The following is a 21,277-nucleotide window of genomic DNA, read 5'->3' on the forward strand; positions in this document are numbered from 1 at the left end:
CAGCAAGCATCTAACTTTTTGGGTGAAGTGCTTGCTTTAATTGCTGCTTCTCTTTTTGTTTAAGTGTGAAATAGTTTTGAGTTTGTTTGGCATCGAGTAACTTTTGAATCTCGATGTCTTTTTGTTTTACTAAGTTTCGCATGGCTTTCCACATTTGTTTACGGTCACCGTCGAAACTAAAAAGTTCTTCCATTAAACGGTCATAAAGTTGTTCTAAGTGAGCAAACTGTTCAACCTGTTCATTATCCAATTGTAATTGCTCGGTCAATCTACCTATATTCATTGCGATACTACCAAGTTTATGCGCTCGCGATATTTAACGAAACGTAATACAGCGGTCAGAGTGTATTAGTCTTAATATATAGCTCATCGCTGCTTATTTGTCAGTGCAACGCTATTAACAACTAGGGTGATATGCTATTTTTAGCCCACGTTTTTTAGGCAGTTTTATAGAGTAACTAAATGACAGAGCATAAAGTGGGAGAGGGAGCGAGACAAAAAGGTATCTTTTTACTCCCGAATTTATTTACTACCGCGGGTCTTTTTTCTGGATTTTATGCGGTTGTTGCGTCCATGAATGGTCAATTTGAAGCCGCTGCGATTGCTATTTTTGTGGCGATGATCTTTGACGGTGTTGATGGTCGTGTCGCTCGGTTAACCAATACCGAAAGTGCTTTTGGTGCCGAATATGATTCCATGGCGGATATGGTGTCTTTTGGTATCGCACCTGCGTTGGTTGCCTACAATTGGGCATTACATGACTTAGGTAAAATTGGCTGGTTAGCTGCATTCGTTTACACCGTTGGTGCAGCTTTACGTTTGGCGCGCTTTAATACTCAGGTTGGAATTGCCGATAAACGGTTTTTTCAAGGTTTAGCTAGTCCCGCTGCTGCGGCGGTTGTAGCCGGAATGGTGTGGTTTGCCCAAGATATAGATCTCTCCAGAAATAGTGCCGATATTGTGGCTTGTGTTGTGACGGTTATCAGCGGTTTGTTGATGGTCACTAATTTTAAATATCATAGTTTTAAGGGGATTGACCTTAAGGGGCGTGTGCCATTTTTTGCTGTGTTACTGGTGGTATTAGTATTTATTATTGTCGCGGTTAAACCTGCACTCGTATTGTTTACCTTGTTTGCGGCTTATGCCATTTCGGGCCCGATTTACACGATTCGTACAGTGAATAAGCTTAAGATTGAACATGTCGTCGGTGATGAGGAAGATCTTGACTCTAATCATAGCCACACAGAATCAGATTTGAACTCCGTTGAAAAAACATCTACTGAGACTAAAGATGTAAAGTGAGTAATCGTAAGGTATATTCATCAAAAGGCGCTTAATTAAGCGCCTTTTTGTGTGTTTGTTGTACGTTTTTAGATGTATCTACGGAAAAGTCGATAAAGTTTGAAATAATGGTTGCTTTCCTACATTGCTTCCCTATAATGCGACTCCACTGACACGGCGGGCAGCACGCAATAGCGCAGCAGCAAGCGGTCAGGGTTGGTAAGGCCTGAGGCTTTATCAGCGACGGTTAAACGCTTCAAACTTTCCTTAGAAAAGTTCTTCGGAAAAGATTGAAAAAAGCGGTTGACAGTCACCGAGGATGGCGTAGAATGCGCACCTCGCTTCGCAAGAAGCAACGCTCTTTAACAATTTATCAAGCAATCTGTGTGAGCACTCACAGAGCACTAAGCGAAAAAAATTAGCTTAAGTGGACTGGAGTGACACACTGTTTTAACAGTAATAATTTCAGTATTTACTTTGAGCGAAAAAACTTTGATTGAAGAGTTTGATCATGGCTCAGATTGAACGCTGGCGGCAGGCTTAACACATGCAAGTCGAGCGGTAACATTTCTAGCTTGCTAGAAGATGACGAGCGGCGGACGGGTGAGTAATGCTTGGGAATATGCCTTTACGTGGGGGACAACAGTTGGAAACGACTGCTAATACCGCATAATGTCTTCGGACCAAAGGAGGGGACTCTTCGGAGCCTTTCGCGTAGAGATTAGCCCAAGTGGGATTAGCTAGTTGGTGGGGTAATGGCTCACCAAGGCGACGATCCCTAGCTGGTTTGAGAGGATGATCAGCCACACTGGGACTGAGACACGGCCCAGACTCCTACGGGAGGCAGCAGTGGGGAATATTGCACAATGGGCGAAAGCCTGATGCAGCCATGCCGCGTGTGTGAAGAAGGCCTTCGGGTTGTAAAGCACTTTCAGTTGTGAGGAAGGCAATATGCTTAATACGTATATTGTTTGACGTTAGCGACAGAAGAAGGACCGGCTAACTCCGTGCCAGCAGCCGCGGTAATACGGAGGGTCCGAGCGTTAATCGGAATTACTGGGCGTAAAGCGTACGCAGGCGGCTTTTTAAGCCAGATGTGAAATCCCCGGGCTCAACCTGGGAATGGCATTTGGAACTGGGAAGCTAGAGTTTTGTAGAGGGTGGTAGAATTTCAGGTGTAGCGGTGAAATGCGTAGAGATCTGAAGGAATACCAGTGGCGAAGGCGGCCACCTGGACAAAAACTGACGCTCATGTACGAAAGCGTGGGGAGCAAACAGGATTAGATACCCTGGTAGTCCACGCCGTAAACGATGTCTACTAGTTGTCTGTGGGTTTAACCCGTGGGTAACGCAGCTAACGCATTAAGTAGACCGCCTGGGGAGTACGGCCGCAAGGTTAAAACTCAAATGAATTGACGGGGGCCCGCACAAGCGGTGGAGCATGTGGTTTAATTCGATGCAACGCGAAGAACCTTACCTGCCCTTGACATACTAAGAACTTTCCAGAGATGGATTGGTGCCTTCGGGAGCTTAGATACAGGTGCTGCATGGCTGTCGTCAGCTCGTGTCGTGAGATGTTGGGTTAAGTCCCGCAACGAGCGCAACCCTTATCCTTATTTGCCAGCACGTGATGGTGGGAACTCTAGGGAGACTGCCGGTGATAAACCGGAGGAAGGTGGGGACGACGTCAAGTCATCATGGCCCTTACGGGCAGGGCTACACACGTGCTACAATGGCATGTACAGAGGGATGCGAACTCGCGAGAGCAAGCGGACCCCAGAAAGCATGTCGTAGTCCGGATCGGAGTCTGCAACTCGACTCCGTGAAGTCGGAATCGCTAGTAATCGTGGATCAGAATGCCACGGTGAATACGTTCCCGGGCCTTGTACACACCGCCCGTCACACCATGGGAGTGGGCTGCAAAAGAAGTGGGTAGTTTAACCTTCGGGAGGACGCTCACCACTTTGTGGTTCATGACTGGGGTGAAGTCGTAACAAGGTAGCCCTAGGGGAACCTGGGGCTGGATCACCTCCTTATTATGAACGTTTATGTTTTGTGACGTGTTCACACAGATTGCTTGATAGAAGATAAAGAGAGAAGTTCTAGTGTGGTTTAGAACCAACGAGAACAGCTAACGCAGTGTCCCGTTCGTCTAGAGGCCTAGGACACCGCCCTTTCACGGCGGTAACACGAGTTCAAATCTCGTACGGGATACCATTTCTCTCTTGGTTTAAGAAAATAAAGCTAAGCATTATGTTGATACAGTGCTTAGCTTTGGTTTCTAAGAAGCCGAATGCTCTTTAACAATTTGGAAAAGCTGATAAAAAATATCTCAAAAATACGAGTTAAATAACAAGTGTTTTTGGTATTCAAAAAAATAAGGTGATCGTACTCGAGTGGCAGGATTTATACAGCCTGACCATTCAAGTGATTTAAGCGACAACATTTAGGTGTTGTATGGTTAAGTGACTAAGCGTATACGGTGGATGCCTTGGCAGTCAGAGGCGATGAAGGACGTGTTAATCTGCGATAAGCCATGTTGAGTCGATAAAAGACGCAATAGACATGGATTTCCGAATGGGGAAACCCACTGCATTTTATGCAGTATCGTAACGTGAATACATAGCGTTACGAGGCGAACCCGGGGAACTGAAACATCTAAGTACCCGGAGGAAAAGAAATCAACCGAGATTCTGGTAGTAGCGGCGAGCGAACCCGGATTAGCCCTTAAGCTTCTTATAATTTAGTGGAACAAGCTGGAAAGTTTGGCCGTAGCGGGTGATAGCCCCGTACACGAAAGGTGATTTGAAGTGAAAACGAGTAGGACGGCACACGTGATATGTTGTCTGAATATGGGGGGACCATCCTCCAAGGCTAAATACTCCTGACTGACCGATAGTGAACCAGTACCGTGAGGGAAAGGCGAAAAGAACCCCTGTGAGGGGAGTGAAATAGAACCTGAAACCGTATACGTACAAGCAGTGGGAGCCTCTTTGTGGGGTGACTGCGTACCTTTTGTATAATGGGTCAACGACTTAATTTCAGTAGCAAGGTTAAGCGAATAGCGGAGCCGTAGGGAAACCGAGTGTTAACTGCGCGCATAGTTGCTGGGATTAGACCCGAAACCCGGTGATCTAGCCATGGGCAGGTTGAAGATTGGGTAACACCAATTGGAGGACCGAACCGACTAATGTTGAAAAATTAGCGGATGACTTGTGGCTGGGGGTGAAAGGCCAATCAAACCGGGAGATAGCTGGTTCTCCTCGAAAGCTATTTAGGTAGCGCCTCGGACGAATACTAGTGGGGGTAGAGCACTGTTAAGGCTAGGGGGTCATCCCGACTTACCAACCCTTTGCAAACTCCGAATACCACTAAGTACTATCCGGGAGACACACGGCGGGTGCTAACGTCCGTCGTGAAAAGGGAAACAACCCAGACCGTCAGCTAAGGTCCCAAAGTCATAGCTAAGTGGGAAACGATGTGGGAAGGCTTAGACAGCCAGGATGTTGGCTTAGAAGCAGCCATCATTTAAAGAAAGCGTAATAGCTCACTGGTCGAGTCGGCCTGCGCGGAAGATGTAACGGGGCTAAGCTATGCACCGAAGCTACGGGTACTTGCTTTGCAAGTGCGGTAGAGGAGCGTTCTGTAAGCCGTTGAAGGTGATTCGTAAGGATTGCTGGAGGTATCAGAAGTGCGAATGTTGACATGAGTAACGATAAAGGGGGTGAAAAGCCCCCTCGCCGAAAGACCAAGGTTTCCTGTTCAATGTTAATCAGAGCAGGGTGAGTCGGCCCCTAAGGCGAGACTGAAAAGTGTAGTCGATGGGAAACAGGTTAATATTCCTGTACTTCGTATAATTGCGATGGGAGGACGGAGAAGGCTAGGCCAGCGCGGCGTTTGGTTGTCCGCGTTTAAGGTTGTAGGCTGGACACTTAGGAAAATCCGGGTGTCTAAGGCTGAGGATTGATGACGAGTCACTAAGGTGATGAAGTGGTTGATGCCCTGCTTCCAGGAAAAGTCTCTAAGCTTCAGATTATACGAAACCGTACCCCAAACCGACACAGGTGGTTGGGTAGAGAATACCAAGGCGCTTGAGAGAACTCGGGTGAAGGAACTAGGCAAAATGGTACCGTAACTTCGGGAGAAGGTACGCTGCTGTTGGTGATGGGACTTGCTCCCTGAGCTGACGGCAGTCGCAGATACCAGTTGGCTGCAACTGTTTATTAAAAACACAGCACTGTGCTAAATCGAAAGATGACGTATACGGTGTGACGCCTGCCCGGTGCCGGAAGGTTAATTGATGTGGTTAGCGCAAGCGAAGCTATTGATCGAAGCCCCGGTAAACGGCGGCCGTAACTATAACGGTCCTAAGGTAGCGAAATTCCTTGTCGGGTAAGTTCCGACCTGCACGAATGGCGTAATGATGGCCAAGCTGTCTCCACCCGAGACTCAGTGAAATTGAAATTGCCGTGAAGATGCGGTGTACCCGCGGCTAGACGGAAAGACCCCGTGAACCTTTACTACAGCTTGACACTGAACATTGACCCTACATGTGTAGGATAGGTGGGAGGCTTTGAAGCGTTGTCGCTAGATGATGTGGAGCCGACCTTGAAATACCACCCTTGTAGTGTTGATGTTCTAACGTTGTCCCGTTATCCGGGATGCGGACAGTGTCTGGTGGGTAGTTTGACTGGGGCGGTCTCCTCCCAAAGAGTAACGGAGGAGCACGAAGGTTGGCTAAGTACGGTCGGACATCGTACGGTTAGTGCAATGGCATAAGCCAGCTTAACTGCGAGACAGACACGTCGAGCAGGTACGAAAGTAGGTCATAGTGATCCGGTGGTTCTGTATGGAAGGGCCATCGCTCAACGGATAAAAGGTACTCCGGGGATAACAGGCTGATACCGCCCAAGAGTTCATATCGACGGCGGTGTTTGGCACCTCGATGTCGGCTCATCACATCCTGGGGCTGAAGTCGGTCCCAAGGGTATGGCTGTTCGCCATTTAAAGTGGTACGCGAGCTGGGTTTAGAACGTCGTGAGACAGTTCGGTCCCTATCTGCCGTGGGCGTTTGAGAATTGAAGGGAGCTGCTCCTAGTACGAGAGGACCGGAGTGGACGAACCGCTGGTGTTTGGGTTGTTATGCCAATAGCATTGCCCAGTAGCTACGTTCGGAACTGATAACCGCTGAAAGCATCTAAGCGGGAAGCAGGCCTTGAGATTAATTCTCACTAGGACTTTAAGTCCTCTGAAGGGCCGTTGGAGACTACAACGTTGATAGGCAAGGTGTGTAAGTGCTGTGAGGCATTGAGCTAACTTGTACTAATTACCCGTGAGGCTTAACCATACAACACCTAAAGGGTGTTGCTTATAGATACTTTATTTTAGAACCAAGAGTGCTTGTTATGCTCGTGGGATATATCAGTTTTTTCGAATGTTAAAGACAACAAGTTTTTGCCTGGTGGCAATAGCGTTGTGGAACCACCTGAACCCATGCCGAACTCAGAAGTGAAACGCAACTGCGCCGATGATAGTGTGGGGTCTCCCCATGTGAAAGTAGGTCACTGCCAGGCACCTATTTTAAAAACCCAGCTATGTGCTGGGTTTTTTACTCTGAATTAACGCTATTTGGCTTAGACCTTTTTGTTCAGAGTTAAGTTTTGCCTAGTGGCAATAGCGTTGTGGCACCACCTGAACCCATGCCGAACTCAGAAGTGAAACGCAACTGCGCCGATGATAGTGTGGGGTCTCCCCATGTGAAAGTAGGTCACTGCTAGGCACCAAATAACCAAGCCCTGCTCTTAAGAGTAGGGCTTTTTTATTGCCTATAATAAGGTTGTTAGTTTTCTGCTTAACCGCGTATAGTTTGCTCTAGAATGCCTTTAGGCTTTAGCCGTAATTACTTGTTAAACTTACCGCTTGATCGATATATAGGCTGGACCTGTTATTTTGTTTGGCCGCTTTTTTCGCGCGACTCGCGGCTTCGCTGAGTGCTTCTATGCTTAGTTTATATTCAGCTAACCAACTTGTCACTCCAACGGCTAAGCCGATTAACGGAAAGAAACATTCATGGCCTTCACGGTTTTTTGAAATGATCCCTTGTGCGTCAAGATCTTTTTGGCGATAGAGTGTTTTGCTGCGTTGTTCGAAAGTTGCCAAGAGTTGCCTTACTGCTGTCTGCCAGTTATTTTCTATGAAAATGACAATGAAATCATCTCCGCCTAGGTGGCCAATAAAATGAGCTTTGCTACTTAGATGAGTCCTTAGCAATTCAGCGACTAGTTTTATCATTTGGTCGCCACGTTCATAACCACAACAGTCATTGAAAGGCTTAAAATTATTCAGATCAAAGTAGGCTAAATCGAAGGGCTTGCCGATCTGAATTAAGTTTTTTAGGCTGCGCTGTAAGGGCACATTCCCAGGTAGCAAGGTGAGTGGATTTGCATATCTGGCAAGTTGCAATTTGTATTCAGATAATTTGCGCATCACATCAACCGCGAGACCAAGTCCAAGGTACTTATCTTGTTGAGTAATAATAAAAGCGGCATCTAAGCCATTTGCAGTATGTTGGGTTAATCTTCTACCGATTTCGCTAAGGCTGGTATCGCTCTCAATGATAAGGGGTTTGGCATCCATTAAGTCGGCTACTGATTTACGGTAATTCAGCGAATGTCCATAGGGGCTGGAATAACGGGATAAAAGCTCTTCTTTTTTGATTAAGCCTAATACCCGTAACTGCTGATCGACCACCGGTAAGCTGGTCATTTGTTTATCCTCGAGCATGGTGTTGAGTAGCTCTTTTGCCGACATATCTGGAGAGACAACGGTGACCGTTTTTGCCAATGAGAAGGCTGTTAAGAGTTCATTGTGGTTGGGTCGCTCTGGGGCGGTTTGTTGCTCCTTAGGGCGACCACTTGGTCGCGAAATATGGAAGCCCTGCATATAACCGAGTCCCAAGTTGCTTAGTTGTTGGTATTGTTCTGCATTTTCGATATTCTCGGCAATGACCTCGCTACCTATTTGTTTGGCTATTTCTAATATGCTGGATATAGCGAGTGGGATATTATTGTCATGTAATAATTCATTACAGAAAAATTGGTCGAGTTTTAAGTACTCAGGTGCTATTTGTAGCCAAGTTTTGAGGCCAGCGTAACCCGCTCCAAAGTCATCAAGGGCAAACTTGATACCGAGGTTCCTTAATTCGGTGATGCAGGCTAATAAGGTTTGGTCTACATTAATGGGGTGATGTTCGGTTAATTCGATAACTAGCTTTAAGTCGTCACTGCGCAGGGCTTCAAATGCTGAAGTTCCCTGTCGATGGTAGATAGCCAATAAGGTATCAGGAGAAAAGTTAATGAATAAGGCGCCTTTTAACCGCATCCTACTGAATTGTTGTTTGGCTAAAATTGCACAATCTAGCTCCAGTTCTTGTAAGCGATCAAATTGTCGAGCATATTCAAAAAGAATCACTGGATGTCGGAAATAGCTATGTTTTGGACCGCGAGTGAGTGCTTCATAACCTAGGATTCGATTATTATTCTGGTCCCAAATCACTTGGAAAACGGTTGTTATTTCTCCTTCATCAACAATCCGATTAAATTCTAGCTGTAAGTCCTGTTGCATAAGCTGATTTACTCCCATTTCCTTATCCGCTAAGCAGCTATAACATGGTTTTTTTACTAAAAGATGACAGCCCTTAGTTTTTCTTGTCTCAAGTGTCAAGATTAGTGGTAAGAAAATTTTTTCTTTTTTCAGGAGCCTGTATCTAAATGTAGTCACTGAACAGACTGTTATAGAGCGAGTGATCGGGCTTGTTTATAAGGTCCTCATGTTTGATTAGGCTAGTTGCCTGATGATTGGCTGTGATAAAAAGATTTACAGACTTACTGTTGCTTGAGCGTAAAAAGTATTACAGCTGAGCCTCGCGGTGAATTAGTCACTGCGAAGCTGATTTGCTTGTGCGCTACTTTGCGGAGTCTGTTTCGGTTAACGGTTTCCGCGTACCCAAGGACTCACTTCAGTCTTATAGAATGTTGCGAGATCTTGGTGTAACTCGTTTGGCAATGGTGCCCGATTTGCATAACTTACATTTTGCGCGATTTGCTGTGGTTTACTTGCACCGGTAATCACGCTGGTGATTTGGGGCTGATCGAGCAGCCAGCGGATTGCGGCTTCGGCTAAGCTAATATTGATCGGTAGCAACTGTTGTAGTTGGGCGACCAGCGTTAAGGCTTTATCCAGTGGTAAGCCTGCAAAGGTTTCTCCTACATGAAAAGCCTCTCCATTTCGGTTGTAATTTCGATGGTCACTCTCGGCAAATTGTCGTTGCGCAGTGACGGCTCCGCTGAGCAGCCCGCTGGCATAGGGGAGTCGAGCGATAATACCGACTTGTTGCTGTTCTGCTTGCTCAAGTAGCTCATCTAGCGCCTCTTGGCGAAACAGGTTAATAATCACCTGAAGGCTGGTAAGCTGAGGATCGGCAAGACATAGTTTAGCTTCAGTCATAGACTCGATACTGGCTCCATAATGGCGAATTAAACCTTGCTGTTTAAAGTCTTGTAACCAACTAAAGACTTCACCATCTTGTAGTACTGGCAGCGGAATACAGTGTAGTTGGACCAGATCAAGCTGGTCGACTGTCAAACGCTTGAGGCTTGCTTCAATGCCTTTTTGTAGGCCTTGCTTATGATATTTATCGGGAAATAGAGCGGCGTCCCTGCCAATTTTAGTGGCGATGATGACGTCTTGGTGTTGCTTTGCAAACTGGCCGAGTAATCGCTCACTTCGCCCCGAGCCATAAACGTCGGCGGTGTCATAAAAGCGCACCCCACTGGCGTATGCTTGATCCAGAATTTGCTGGGCCTGCGATTCACTCACTGGGCCAAAATCGCCACCTAATTGCCAACATCCCAAGCCTAACTCAGTTAATGTTAAGCTACTTTTTCCAAGAATTCTGCTATGCATGTCGTTGCTCTCATAATGGGGTTGCGTGGCTTGAGTTTACCGTGCTTTTGTTATTATATATTTTACTAATATTCAGAAACATTGTTCATTAAATGGGGGTAATATGTTTGCTGGCGTGCTTGATTTTGTGGCCGTAGTGGACGCGGGCAGTTTTACCGCCGCGGCTGAAAAGCTAAGTCGCTCTAAAGCGAGTGTAAGCCAGCGAATCAGTGATCTCGAAGCGCGTTTAGGCGTGCAATTACTGTTTCGTTCAACCCGTAAACTGCGTCTTACAGAAGCCGGACAAAGCTATTATCATAGTTGTCGGCTAGCCCTTGAACAGCTGGAACAAGGGGCGTTGGTCGCGCAGCAATCTCAGGAGCAGTTGCAGGGAAAGGTGGTGATTAACTCCGTCGGTGGCATTTTTGCCGAACAGTGGTTAGCGGGCGCTTTGTTAGCTTTTGGTCAGCGATATCCCAATATTGAGCTGGAGTTGGATTTATCTTCGCAACGCGAAGATTTGCTGGCCGCGCCTTTTGATATTGTTATTCGGATGGGGGCATTGCCAGACTCGGGGTTACCGGTTCGAGTGTTAGCGCATTTAGCGAGCCATGTTGTGGCGAGTCCAGCCTATTTGCGTCGACATGGACGCCCTCAGCATCCTGAGCAGTTAAAGTCGCATCAATGCTTGTGTGGAAGTCTCACGCATTGGCCTTTTGTTCAGGGCCAACAGCGGATCTCGGTGAGTGTAAATGGGGCCTTTGCGTGTGCCAATGGGCATGTATTAAAGCAAGCTGCTTTACAGGGCTTCGGTTTAATCCGCAGCCATGAGATGTACTTGCGTGATGCGATACAGAGCGGACGTTTAGAAGCGGTATTAGAAGATTGGCAAGCCGATAGTCAGCCTCTTTGGATGGTCTTTCCCCCGGCCCGTTTTCGAGCTAAACGAGTACTCATGTTGGCCGACTGGTTAGTTGACTACGCCAAATCTCACCCTATTTAATTTTTTAATTTAGCTGTATTTGGCTTTTTTAGAGTTGTAACAAGGGTGATTTAGATATAACTTCATGCGTGCTTATTTGCCAAGATTAAGGAAACGGCATGTCAGGTTCTACGATTAGCGGCGGTTCGCAACTCGTGTCAGCGATACAGCAGCAGACGCATCAATGGTTGCAATCTTTTGTGGTGAAATACAATATTTGCCCCTTTGCGAAGCGTGAAGTTGAACGTGGTTCTATTCGTTACAAAATTGTCGATAGCGACGATATTGAGGCGCAATTAGCGACATTGTTGGAGGAGTGTCAAATCCTGGATACTCAGCCTGAAATAGAGACCACTTTATTTATTATCCCTCAGTTAAGTGATTTTTATGATTATTTGGACTTCGTTGATTGGTCCGAAGGTTTGTTGGGTGAGCAAGGTTATAACGGTGTATACCAGGTGGCGAGCTTTCACCCTGATTATTGTTTTGCGAATGCGTCCAAAGACGATCCCAGTAACTATACTAATCGTTCTCCTTATCCGATGCTGCATTTAATCCGAGAGCAAACCATTACCCGTTTAAGCCGTTTACATCCTGATCCTGAAGGGATCCCCGAGACCAATATTAAATTGACTCAGCAACTTGGTCTTGAAGCGCTGAAGCAGATTTTATATAACTGTAAATGAACTAAGTTTGTTTAGATCTTTTATAGAAAACCCACAGCAACGAGACCCATCGTATAAGTCCGGAGACGGTATGTCATTAACCATTACAGCCGCTGAGAAAGCGATTTTAGCCGATTTAACTATTCCGCCTCGCCCCCAGGTATTGTTAACGATTACTCAAGAAACAAAAAAATCAGAACCTCATGTTGCAACTATCGCCGACGCCATTGCGAGTGATGTTGCGATCTCGGGGGCGGTACTACAAATTGTTAATTCAGCTGCATTTCGTCGTAGCCACGAAATTAAGTCGATCCATCAAGCCGTGATGACCTTGGGAATTAATCGGGTTTTTCCTATTGTGAAAGCGGTGGCGCTTAAGGGGGCGATGCCACAGTCTAAAGCTTTAGATGCATTTTGGCTTGAGGCTAATTTATTAGCGACTAGCGCTGCGGCCGCTGCTGAAGAGTTAGGGTTCGAAAGTGCGAAAGACAATGCTTATATGTTGGGATTATTTCATCAAGCGGGCGTACCTGCCTTATTGCATTCTTTTGCGGACTACGAAGCTTTGTTGGTTCAGGCGAATGATATGGGCTGGGCTAATTTTGCGAATGCCGAGCGTCAGCAATATGGAACATCCCACGCCACGGTAGCGGCTCTGATCGCGCAGCAATGGAATTTACCAAAGGTTATGGTGGAAGCCATTTATTACCAACATGATAGTGATGGTCTGTTTAGTTCACAGGAGTTGGGTAAATCCTCACTGGTGATGTTAGCCATTTTGAAAATAGCTCGTATCTGCGCTTATCGAAAGTTGGGCGTTAGTAGTGAAGAAGCCGTATGGCAAGACATTTATGATGCTTTGTTAGTCTTCTTGAATATTGAAGAGCAACAGTTGGAAGATGTATTGAACGCGGTAACAGAGACTCTGAATGCCTAATGGATACAGGCTATGTTCATATTGGAACACAGCCTGTAATCATTAGCTAGGCGTTTTAAAATTGATAAGCGACATCAACTCCCCAATTTCGGCCTGCCTGGCTATAACGATCCAGTCCTTGGGCGTCGTTATCTTGGCCGTCGAGGTCAGAATAATGCCAATATTTTTGATCAAAGGCATTAAATAAGCCCGCACGTAACGTGAGCTTTTCGAGAGGTTGGTAGTAAGCGGTTAAATCAACTAAGGCATAACCTGGCGCGTTGGCATTATCTTCATTTGACCAATCATCCCCTTGCTTCGCGGCGACCATGGTTAGGTTCAGTTCGCTGCCCCAAAGGTCTTGTGGTTGATCGTAGCCTAAACCCCAAACGATAGTCAGCGGTGCAACCGTGTCCAGTGCGCTGCCATCTTGCTTATTCTTCCCTTGTGCATAGGCAACACTAATTCGACTATAACTGCCTTCTGGAGCACCCCAAGCTTCATCTAACCAATAGTTACCCTTGAATTCTACGCCGTATATTTCAGCTTCATCAATATTTTCGTTCGTTGTGATCCCTGCAGGATAGCTTGGGTTGCTATAGTCTACCGAAGCATTAATGAAGTCGGTGTAGTCGTTGTAGAAGCCAACTAGTTCGATGGTTGAGACGGAATTATTCGCTCGCAAACCTAGTTCATAACTTTGGCTTTGTTCAGGTTTTAGTTCCGGATTAGAAACCATGGCGTAGCCGTAGCTTGCATTGTCAAAATCGTAATATAGTTCCTTGATAGAGGGCGCTCTAAAGCCTTCACTATATTGAACAAAGGAACTGAAGTTCTGGTTCCAATGATAAACCGCGCCTAATCGAGCGGTCAGTGCATCGCTGTTATGCTCTAACAAACCGCTCGTCTCATTGGGTTTTGCAGTGTAGTCGTCGTAACGCAGGCCAGCACTAATGATCAGAGATTCATTGAGTAAATAAATATTATCCTGAACAAATACGCCGTATTTTTCTGACTCGGCATTTGGCACTTCTGGTTCTCCCGGGCTAACGGTGCCGGAATCGAATAAGTGAGTGCGATAGTCGAGCTCAAAATCACTATTGATAGCACTTAAGCCATAGCTGAGTTGGTGGCTTCCATACTCAAATACTAATTCTTTATCGAACTGAGCATCAAACTGAAGGCTACTGTCTTCGCCATTCCGTTCGCGGTTACGATTGCCGTAGATCCCCGTCGTATCAAAAGTATTGTGTTCGGTTTTACTTTGCTGATGACTGAGTTGCCAAAATAGTTTATCGAAGGCGACGTTTTCACTTAACCAGGTATGGTTTATGCCCAGACGCAGCCGAGTATCTTGGTCATCAGATCTCACATTGGTATAGGTAAAGCTTGGCGACATGCCATAGCCTTCATTGCTGAGGATCCTGCCCTCAGCTTGACGTTGATATAGTTCTGCAACTAAGCCAAATTTATGCGCTTGATTTGCCTGAAAATTTATTTTTGCCAATAAGTTATGTGAATCAAAGCTGTAGGGATCCGCCTGACCGCGGTCACGACCATTTATATCAGCACCAGATGAATGGCTTTGGTACTCACTGCCATCGCGATAGGTGTAAATAGCTAAACCTTCCCATTTATCGTATCGTTTGGCGATTTCTATGGTGGTTTTGTAGGCTTCGTCGGCGCTGCTATAAGCACCTTTCAGTGCTACATGATTGGTATTGCCAGGCTCAAGGACATCCTCAGGGTTTTTGGTCCTTAGTAGCACAACACCACCCAGTGCATCACTCCCATAAAGGCTTGAGGCTGGCCCTTTGTTAATTTCTAGAGAGGTGAGGGTGTCAATTTCGTAGCTATTAGGACCCTTGTTCATAACTTCCCCACCAGGATTATAGGGAGTTGGTTGTTCAATGCCGTCTACCATGAGTTTTACACGGCTTCCTTCCATCCCTCGAATGTTAAATCCGGTCGTACCATAGCGTCCTTGGCCTGTGGTGCTCACCCCAGGCTCGTAACGCACGCTATCTTTTAGGTTGTTCGCCATTTGTTGCTCTAGTTGCTCAGAGCCAACCGCGCTCACACTAGAAGAAATATCTTTAATGCTCTGTTCGGTTCGAGTGGCCGATACCACGACTTCATCGAAAACAGTACTGGCGGTTTCAGCATAAGCAGCGGGGCTTAAGCTGAGTAATACGGCGTTGGCAATAAGAGTGCGATTGAGTATTTTCATAGTGTCAGGCTCTATCCATATCCTGTGGAACAAATTAAGAAGGCTTACTATACACAATACGAATGCGAATTAAAATCATTTGCGTTTAATAATTATTCTTTGTAATCAAGCTGAAGCTTTGGCTTTGCTGGAGACAACATGAGAATAAGAGCGCAGACAAACGATCTGGGAGCGAGATAGAATCACCAGTTTTATGTCTGCGCTGAGGCAAGGGGGGATTGGGGGCTCACATTTTGCTTGAATTATTGTGAGTCGTAATCCAAGGCCACCAATTTAAATCGCTGTAAAAAGTCAAGCTTGTAGAAGGATCTGCTGGAGGAATTTGTTGAGCTTGAGGCTTATTTGGGGCTAAGTCGTCGTACCCCTTTAATGTAGCCGCCAAATATGTTTAGCAGCAAGCCGAAGATAATGATGAGCGCGCCTAAGAGTTGCCCGGTGCTGAGTGTTTCTCCTAATAATAATGCTGCACTTAGAATGCCTACAACTGGAACCAATAAGCTTAAAGGGGCGATCCGCCAGGTTTCATATTGACTCAGTAGTCTTCCCCAAATGGCGTAGCCGACGATCGTGGCAATGAAAGCAAGATAGATCAAAGCAAAGATGGTTTTGCTACTAATTTTCGATAGTTGAATAGCGTTGATCTGTGGCGCTTCAAATATAAAAGAACAAAGGAAAAAAGGCACAATAGGGACTAAGGCACTCCAAATCACCAACGATAACATCGACACATTTGCATCGCGCATGATCAGCTTATTGCTAATATTTCCCAAAGCCCAAGACAGTGCGGCTCCGAGCGTAAGTACGATAGCAATTAGAGGGATCCCGCTTGAGTTTGCAGTGCCTAAACTTGCATCAGCAAGTAAGGCCATCCCAAGGCTTGCGGTGATGATGCCAACAATATGATTCCATCTTAATTTTTCCGATAATAGCCACACACCGAGCATAATAGTAAAGAAGGCCTGCATTTGTAGAACCAACGAAGCAAGGCCTGCAGGCATTCCCAAGTTAATGGCTAAAAATAATAGTAAAAACTGTCCAAAACAAATCGCCATTCCATACATCAATAAATATTTGAACGGCGTTTTAGGTGGTTTCACTAGAAAGACTGCGGGAAATGCGACCAAGCTAAAGCGCAGGCCTGCCAATAGCATCGGTGGCAGTTCATACAATGCGACTTTGATTACCACAAAGTTTAAGCCCCAGACTAAAACAACGGTCAGTGCTAACAACAAATCTTTGAATGGCATTACCTTGTTTCCTTGTTCTGCTATGAGGTCATTTTTAAGTTTAAGCACTGCTATCTTTCGCGGCTCATTTTGACCTGCAATACACCCTTTTGGTTGCAGTGATTGGGGCCGAACAAACATCAAATTCTGGGTACTCGCGGCGAAGCTCTTTCTTCGGTGGCAATGAATCGCTTCACTTCATTTCAGTGATGATTTGATACTGGACCGATATATTCATAAAAATAAGCTAAACAGAACATCACGCCTAGATTCATGAGTCAAGTGCAGCGTGGCGCTAGTGAGTATAAATGAGGGGGATAGCGGGGTTAGGATAGCGAACGTTAGCGCATCACACTGCTATTGAGCAACGTTCATTCATAGCAAACTCACTCATTATCTGTTGATTGTTGTCGGCTTAAATCACCGCTAACTGCGCTATGTATCTTTTAATTGGAGCCACGAGTTACTGCGCTTCATGCCTGACGATCGGCAGATTTATTCTGCGCAATTAGTTACTCATATCATTCATCAGATTGGGGGAGGGGGAACACGCCCTATGGTCTTATTCCATGCCCCCACCCAATATCGCCCTATAGCCAGAGAAACGCATTGGCGAAGCATTACAAGCTTGCCATGCACACCATGCCAAATACCGCTTATACAAGCGCCTTGAGCGATAGGGTTAATGAAAACTGTGCCACAACCTCATCCCCGCTAATAGAAGGGCAGGTGGCGATGATTGTGACCGCTTGATTGACTCTCTCTCCGCTGTTCATGGTGTGTTGAAGCATCTGGTCGATCAGTGCACCATCTCGACAGGTGAAAATAACGTCTGCCTCTGGCCGTTTAAGAAATTGCGCCTCAACGGCCTTAAATGCCAAGGAAACCCGTTTGCCATACTGCTCTGCTTTGGCAATAGCCAAGAAGCCTCCCGCAACATCGGCACCGACCGCTAAACTACCAAAATACATGCTATTGAGATGATTTTTAGTGCGCCGTTTTAAGGGGATTTTAACAACGACTTGCTGTTCATCTATCGCTAGAATTTTAGGGCGGCAGTACCAGATGAGTGGCACTTTAAAGATCCCAAATAAGCGAAGGGTTGTGTTGGCTTTGCGGACACTGGGAAGCATAATGACTCCTAACTAAAGAGGTCTTACCAGTAGAGCTTTTTGTTAACAAAAAGTCAACATCTTCTTTCGGCTGTGGAATGAGCAGCAGCTTATCGGGGGGAGTCTATGAAGCACTTTTCAAGTAAACCGCTGGGCTAATTCCAGCCAATGCTGAGCTAAAGTCAATGTGAGGGAGACTGGCAGCAATCAGCTTGTTTAGAAACGAAAAAGGCCTGCATTAATGCAGGCCTTTTAAAGGTGGTGCCCGGAGGCGGAATCGAACCACCGACACGAGGATTTTCAATCCTCTGCTCTACCGACTGAGCTATCCGGGCGACGGGCGCTATTAAACGAATTTTACCGGTTTAAGTCAACCGAATTTGGTAAAAAAAATGAAATAAATGGCGATCGACTAAATGCCATACAACAACTGCTAAAAGAATAAACAAAAAGGTGGCCAAGGCCACCTTTAGTCAGTTTCGATACTTTTGCAAAGGGTATTTGCTTTGGCTCTTAGTGGGCACTTGATTGATGCCTTAAGAGGGGGGTCGTTGCACTGGATAAATGCTATGACGACAATCAGTGGGTAAACTAATTGCTGTTACCTTGTATTTTTCACTGTAAATAGTGTATTTAAAATTTACGGGAGAGTGCTTGCTAATATTGTTTTAATTGAGTGTTTTTTTGCAATGACTGTTGATGGTTTAGTGTAATTAGGGTGAAATGTGCTAAGGATGAATTAACATACAATAATGGGTGGCGTATGCGCTTAGATCGGACAGATAAAAAGATTTTGGACTTAATGCAAAAAAATGGGCGTATCAGCAATTTGGAACTTGCTGAGCTCATTGGTTTATCGCCTTCTCCATGCTCTCGCAGAGTTAAAGCTTTGGAAGATGCAGGTTTAATCGCCAAGCACGTGACCCTACTGAATAAGAAAAAACTCAATTTGAATTTAACGGCATATATTCATATTTCTATGGACCGACACACCCCCGAGCGCTTTGAGAATTTTCAGAACATTATTAGTGCTTATGAAGAAGTGATGGAGTGTGTGCTGGTGACAGGCACAGACGCTGATTATCAGTTAAAAGTAGTGGTGCCTGATATGGAACACTATCAGGCACTTTTACTGGGGAAGTTAACCCGTATCGAAGGAGTTACAGGGGTACGTTCAAGCTTCGTATTGCAGCAAGTGTTTAGCCATACAGCCTTGCCCCTGTCCCACATTAAGTAATTGAGTTGTTACTTGATTGCTGTCGCTCAAGAAAGGCCTGACGACAGCCTTCATAGTTGGCGATTAAAAGATCACTTTCAGATTGCTGGTAAGGTAATAAGCTTCCCAAAACCATCCGCTTCTGACCAGTCCCTATTGCTTGGCCATTTTCTGAAATGGTAAATTTCAATAGCGCTACACCACGCTTGCCATTCGGAATATATTCGCCACCGGCAAATTCTAAATGCGGAGAAGCACTAGGGAGGCGGTCTAAGTGCAAACTCATGTTTTCGTATATGACTAAGGGACGTTTGCGGTTGAGCATCAGTCCTTGTTCTTTTAACAGAGGTACTAAAATATGTGGGAAGTTACGACCCGAGAAACGAACGTAGTCTTGAATGATGTCGCCGATGATCTGATCATCTTTAATTTTTTCACCACTGCGCTCTACTGTTAAATATTCCTTACCGCTTTGATCCACTAACTGACAGTGTTGCTCGGTTTGCAGAATGCTTAAAGGAACACCGTCGGTGACCATGCCTGCGAAAGTAAATTGCATATTTTGGCTTAGCCCAAGTTGGCTGAGCATGACCGAGAAAAGTAAGTCACCGGGAACACAAAATCGAGAAGAATCAGCGTCGTGGATTGCGTTAAAGTCATTTGCAACACCTTTTGCAAAGTTGCAAGCTTGTTGGCGACTAAACACAAATTGTTGATTATTCTGACTAAAATATTGGCTTACATTCATTTCTATAAGTTCACTTAGCTAGGCTGTTGGCGACCGGCGATTCTAACAAAAATTAAGGCCGAGGTGGTAATATCAGTATAAAATTTCTTTATAAATTTATTTTACGGGGATTATTCTAGGCCTAAATTGGGCCAATTAACTAAGTAATTCATTTCATTTGAGTATTCCCTTTTCTTCAAATCACTAACTTTCCCTCTAATGTCTTTATTGTCATTAGCAAGCTTTGCAAGTGCGACTTTCTCCCCTACCTTTAAATGATGTAACAAGTTACTTGCCATTCGTCATGTGCAGGGAAACAAATAATTGTTAACCAGCTTGAATACAATAGAACCCAAGGTGAACCATGATATGCCAAATCTGAGCAATAATAGAAACTGGATCATGCTGGCGATGATGATGCTGATCGCGGGTATCGTTAGCGCAGGGGTCATTTTATTTAACAAGGCGGTACCACAGTTTCAGTTAAGCTTTATTGCCCAAAGTTCGTTTGGAGAAACTCGTTTAACGCTTGATTGTGAGCATTATCATTATTCAGTACATGAAAATTTTGTTGACCAACGCAGTAGTCGTGAATCGGTACAGCATTTGTCCTCAAGCATTTGTGTTGAGGTTTATCGTTTATTACAGCAGGTGCCAAAACAATTAGCCTCGGTGTATAACGAGCAGCATCGCCCACAGAAAATGATGTTATGGACCGAAGGGAACAAGCGTTTTCAGTGGCGTTGGCAAAACAAATATGAGCCTTCACTTAAACCCATATTTGCCCACTTAGATGATTTGGTTCAGCAGATACCTGCTTCAGCCCTAGCCGGAGGCTCCCACCTTGATCTGCGGATCTACTAGTACCTCAAGGGCGTCTTGCTGCAGATGTAAATCGCTTAAGTAAGGACTAAGAGCGTTCGCGAGTTTTTCAGAGTCATGGCGGACAATAGTACTATCGTCATCAATTAAATCTGTGTAAATCACTTGGTAGCGTTGCTGAAGTGCTTCAAGGTTATCAACCGCTACCACTTGAGCGCGCTCTAGATTGTAGCTGGCGATCATGTTTGGATTTGGGATGTGCTGGTTTACCACCACCACGTCGAGAGATCGCCCTAGGTAGTGCTCTAGTTCGTCGATAAACTGTTCCAGATTGTAGCCGTCGGTCTCGCCAAATTTAGTCATAATATTACTGACGTAAATCAGTTTTGCCTGACTACTCATCATCGCTTGCTTCACTCCTGGGACTAATAAATTAGGAATGATACTGGTATAAAGATCACCAGGGCCGAGGATAATCGCCTTCACGCTATTGATCCGCTCAATTACGGGTGGGTAAACGCGTACTTGCTCGGCGTGGTGCGGAACCAAGAAAACATTGGCGATTTTTTCTCGCTGGTCTCCGCGTGGTAAATCGATGGCGCTTTCACCGAAGACGCGCTCACCACTGGTCAATTCGGCCACTAAAGTTGATTTGTCTACCGTCACCGGCAGTATCTCTCCTTCAACATCAAGCATTTGTGCCAAGCCTTGGATCCCTTCAGAAAACGAGCCGCTATATTGTGACAGCATGGTGAGCAACATATTCCCTGCGCTATGGCCTGTCAGTCGTTTCCCCTTGGTAAAGCGTTTTAGCAATAGTTTTCGAGCCAGCTCTCGATAGGGTGAGAGCGCTAACACGCATTTGAGAATATCGCCAGGAGGGAGTATACCGAGTTCATCACGTAATCGGCCCGTGCTACCACCACTATCGGTCATTGATACGATGGCGCTAATTGCGAGTTGTTGGTTATCTCTTAAGGCTGACAATAAAACAAAGTGGCCACTGCCGCCGCCAATAGTAGCGATAGAAAGTAGCTTTTTAGGTGGAGGGGATGTCACGAGTTATGGTACTCCGAGAAGATTTATCACGCGCATTGCTAAACAATAGACTAATTGAGTTTAGTTCACCAAGCAATGCAACCAGAGCCGTGCTTTGT

Annotated in this window: 14 protein-coding genes, 2 tRNA genes and 4 rRNA genes; 11 read left to right on the forward strand and 9 right to left on the reverse strand. The window is 45.5% G+C overall.

From position 1 onward, the window contains the following. Positions 1-10: 10 nt before the first annotated feature. Positions 11-283, reverse strand: coding sequence for a hypothetical protein (locus ACRRS1_RS04680; protein WP_432454282.1), 273 nt, complete (start codon positions 281-283; stop codon positions 11-13). Between the two features lie 179 nt (positions 284-462). Between ACRRS1_RS04680 and pssA the strand changes: the two genes are divergently transcribed. The 6 genes from pssA to rrf (ACRRS1_RS04710) all read left to right on the forward strand — a co-directional run bounded on the left by pssA (position 463) and on the right by rrf (ACRRS1_RS04710) (position 7,060). Further along, the gene (gene pssA / locus ACRRS1_RS04685) at positions 463-1,302 is read left to right on the forward strand and encodes a CDP-diacylglycerol--serine O-phosphatidyltransferase (protein ID WP_432454281.1); all 840 of its coding nucleotides are present in this window, start codon (positions 463-465) and stop codon (positions 1,300-1,302) included. Positions 1,303-1,774: 472 nt separating this feature from the next. Further along, positions 1,775-3,317: ribosomal RNA gene (locus tag ACRRS1_RS04690) — 16S ribosomal RNA — on the forward strand. Positions 3,318-3,422: 105 nt separating this feature from the next. After that, positions 3,423-3,498, forward strand: a tRNA-Glu gene (locus ACRRS1_RS04695). 242 nt (positions 3,499-3,740) lie between these two features. Continuing rightward, positions 3,741-6,628, forward strand: a 23S ribosomal RNA gene (locus tag ACRRS1_RS04700). Between the two features lie 110 nt (positions 6,629-6,738). After that, positions 6,739-6,854, forward strand: a 5S ribosomal RNA gene (gene rrf, locus ACRRS1_RS04705). Positions 6,855-6,944: 90 nt separating this feature from the next. Next, positions 6,945-7,060 (forward strand): 5S ribosomal RNA (gene rrf, locus ACRRS1_RS04710). The 16S, 23S and 5S rRNA genes sit together here with 1 tRNA gene alongside, the layout of an rRNA operon. Positions 7,061-7,170: 110 nt before the next feature. Here rrf (ACRRS1_RS04710) and ACRRS1_RS04715 read toward each other — a convergent pair. Both ACRRS1_RS04715 and ACRRS1_RS04720 read right to left on the reverse strand, forming a co-directional pair. Then, on the reverse strand, positions 7,171-8,904 hold the full coding sequence (locus ACRRS1_RS04715) for an EAL domain-containing protein (protein ID WP_432461051.1): 1,734 nt from the start codon (positions 8,902-8,904) through the stop codon (positions 7,171-7,173). Positions 8,905-9,267: 363 nt separating this feature from the next. Continuing rightward, positions 9,268-10,245: an aldo/keto reductase gene (locus tag ACRRS1_RS04720; RefSeq protein ID WP_432464439.1), complete on the reverse strand. Its 978-nt coding sequence runs from the start codon at positions 10,243-10,245 to the stop codon at positions 9,268-9,270. Positions 10,246-10,348: 103 nt separating this feature from the next. Here ACRRS1_RS04720 and ACRRS1_RS04725 point away from each other — a divergent pair, with 103 nt between their 5' ends. The 3 genes from ACRRS1_RS04725 to ACRRS1_RS04735 all read left to right on the forward strand — a co-directional run bounded on the left by ACRRS1_RS04725 (position 10,349) and on the right by ACRRS1_RS04735 (position 12,808). Further along, positions 10,349-11,227 (forward strand): LysR substrate-binding domain-containing protein, encoded by an 879-nt coding sequence (locus ACRRS1_RS04725; protein WP_432454278.1) that lies wholly within the window; start codon positions 10,349-10,351, stop codon positions 11,225-11,227. 98 nt (positions 11,228-11,325) lie between these two features. After that, entirely contained in the window at positions 11,326-11,892 is a 567-nt protein-coding gene (locus ACRRS1_RS04730; RefSeq protein WP_432454277.1) for a DUF1415 domain-containing protein, read from the forward strand. Between the two features lie 70 nt (positions 11,893-11,962). After that, the gene (locus ACRRS1_RS04735) at positions 11,963-12,808 is read left to right on the forward strand and encodes an HDOD domain-containing protein (RefSeq protein ID WP_432454276.1); all 846 of its coding nucleotides are present in this window, start codon (positions 11,963-11,965) and stop codon (positions 12,806-12,808) included. Between the two features lie 55 nt (positions 12,809-12,863). Here the strand turns inward: ACRRS1_RS04735 and ACRRS1_RS04740 are convergent, their stop codons facing one another. The 4 genes from ACRRS1_RS04740 to ACRRS1_RS04755 all read right to left on the reverse strand — a co-directional run bounded on the left by ACRRS1_RS04740 (position 12,864) and on the right by ACRRS1_RS04755 (position 17,690). Continuing rightward, entirely contained in the window at positions 12,864-15,017 is a 2,154-nt protein-coding gene (locus ACRRS1_RS04740; RefSeq protein WP_432464440.1) for a TonB-dependent hemoglobin/transferrin/lactoferrin family receptor, read from the reverse strand. 338 nt (positions 15,018-15,355) lie between these two features. Beyond that, positions 15,356-16,264 carry an EamA family transporter gene (locus ACRRS1_RS04745; RefSeq protein WP_432468290.1) on the reverse strand — a complete coding sequence of 303 codons (909 nt, stop codon included), beginning with the start codon at positions 16,262-16,264 and terminating at the stop codon, positions 15,356-15,358. A 635-nt stretch (positions 16,265-16,899) separates the two neighbouring features. Continuing rightward, positions 16,900-17,376: a PaaI family thioesterase gene (locus tag ACRRS1_RS04750; protein WP_432454273.1), complete on the reverse strand. Its 477-nt coding sequence runs from the start codon at positions 17,374-17,376 to the stop codon at positions 16,900-16,902. A gap of 238 nt (positions 17,377-17,614) precedes the next feature. Then, positions 17,615-17,690, reverse strand: a tRNA-Phe gene (locus ACRRS1_RS04755). Between the two features lie 428 nt (positions 17,691-18,118). Here ACRRS1_RS04755 and ACRRS1_RS04760 point away from each other — a divergent pair. Continuing rightward, complete coding sequence (locus ACRRS1_RS04760; protein WP_432454272.1) at positions 18,119-18,592, forward strand: Lrp/AsnC family transcriptional regulator; 474 nt, start codon at positions 18,119-18,121, stop codon at positions 18,590-18,592. On the opposite strand, the gene ACRRS1_RS04765 is transcribed toward ACRRS1_RS04760, so the two are convergent. Continuing rightward, positions 18,585-19,319, reverse strand: a complete 735-nt coding sequence (locus ACRRS1_RS04765) for a DUF3581 family protein (protein WP_432454271.1) — start codon at positions 19,317-19,319, stop codon at positions 18,585-18,587. The genes ACRRS1_RS04760 and ACRRS1_RS04765 overlap by 8 nt on opposite strands. A gap of 348 nt (positions 19,320-19,667) precedes the next feature. Between ACRRS1_RS04765 and ACRRS1_RS04770 the strand changes: the two genes are divergently transcribed. Continuing rightward, entirely contained in the window at positions 19,668-20,162 is a 495-nt protein-coding gene (locus ACRRS1_RS04770; protein WP_432468289.1) for a hypothetical protein, read from the forward strand. Here ACRRS1_RS04770 and ACRRS1_RS04775 read toward each other — a convergent pair. Then, positions 20,124-21,179 (reverse strand): gluconeogenesis factor YvcK family protein, encoded by a 1,056-nt coding sequence (locus ACRRS1_RS04775; protein WP_432461057.1) that lies wholly within the window; start codon positions 21,177-21,179, stop codon positions 20,124-20,126. The two genes, ACRRS1_RS04770 and ACRRS1_RS04775, sit on opposite strands and share 39 nt — an antisense overlap. Between the last annotated feature and the right edge of the window lie 98 nt (positions 21,180-21,277).

Source organism: Agarivorans sp. Z349TD_8 (assembly GCF_050870825.2).
Lineage (GTDB): Bacteria > Pseudomonadota > Gammaproteobacteria > Enterobacterales > Celerinatantimonadaceae > Agarivorans.

What these genes read in the sequence shown, in the direction of transcription:
- pssA (WP_432454281.1), top strand. Translation starts at nt 463, where the DNA reads ATGACAGAGCATAAAGTGGGAGAGGGAGCGAGACAAAAAGGTATCTTT.
- ACRRS1_RS04760 (WP_432454272.1), top strand. Translation starts at nt 18,119, where the DNA reads ATGCGCTTAGATCGGACAGATAAAAAGATTTTGGACTTAATGCAAAAA.
- ACRRS1_RS04750 (WP_432454273.1), bottom strand. Translation starts at nt 17,376, where the DNA reads ATGCTTCCCAGTGTCCGCAAAGCCAACACAACCCTTCGCTTATTTGGG.
- ACRRS1_RS04740 (WP_432464440.1), bottom strand. Translation starts at nt 15,017, where the DNA reads ATGAAAATACTCAATCGCACTCTTATTGCCAACGCCGTATTACTCAGC.
- ACRRS1_RS04765 (WP_432454271.1), bottom strand. Translation starts at nt 19,319, where the DNA reads ATGAATGTAAGCCAATATTTTAGTCAGAATAATCAACAATTTGTGTTT.
- ACRRS1_RS04730 (WP_432454277.1), top strand. Translation starts at nt 11,326, where the DNA reads ATGTCAGGTTCTACGATTAGCGGCGGTTCGCAACTCGTGTCAGCGATA.
- ACRRS1_RS04770 (WP_432468289.1), top strand. Translation starts at nt 19,668, where the DNA reads ATGCCAAATCTGAGCAATAATAGAAACTGGATCATGCTGGCGATGATG.
- ACRRS1_RS04715 (WP_432461051.1), bottom strand. Translation starts at nt 8,904, where the DNA reads ATGCAACAGGACTTACAGCTAGAATTTAATCGGATTGTTGATGAAGGA.
- ACRRS1_RS04745 (WP_432468290.1), bottom strand. Translation starts at nt 16,264, where the DNA reads ATGCCATTCAAAGATTTGTTGTTAGCACTGACCGTTGTTTTAGTCTGG.
- ACRRS1_RS04725 (WP_432454278.1), top strand. Translation starts at nt 10,349, where the DNA reads ATGTTTGCTGGCGTGCTTGATTTTGTGGCCGTAGTGGACGCGGGCAGT.
- ACRRS1_RS04720 (WP_432464439.1), bottom strand. Translation starts at nt 10,245, where the DNA reads ATGCATAGCAGAATTCTTGGAAAAAGTAGCTTAACATTAACTGAGTTA.
- ACRRS1_RS04735 (WP_432454276.1), top strand. Translation starts at nt 11,963, where the DNA reads ATGTCATTAACCATTACAGCCGCTGAGAAAGCGATTTTAGCCGATTTA.
- ACRRS1_RS04680 (WP_432454282.1), bottom strand. Translation starts at nt 283, where the DNA reads ATGAATATAGGTAGATTGACCGAGCAATTACAATTGGATAATGAACAG.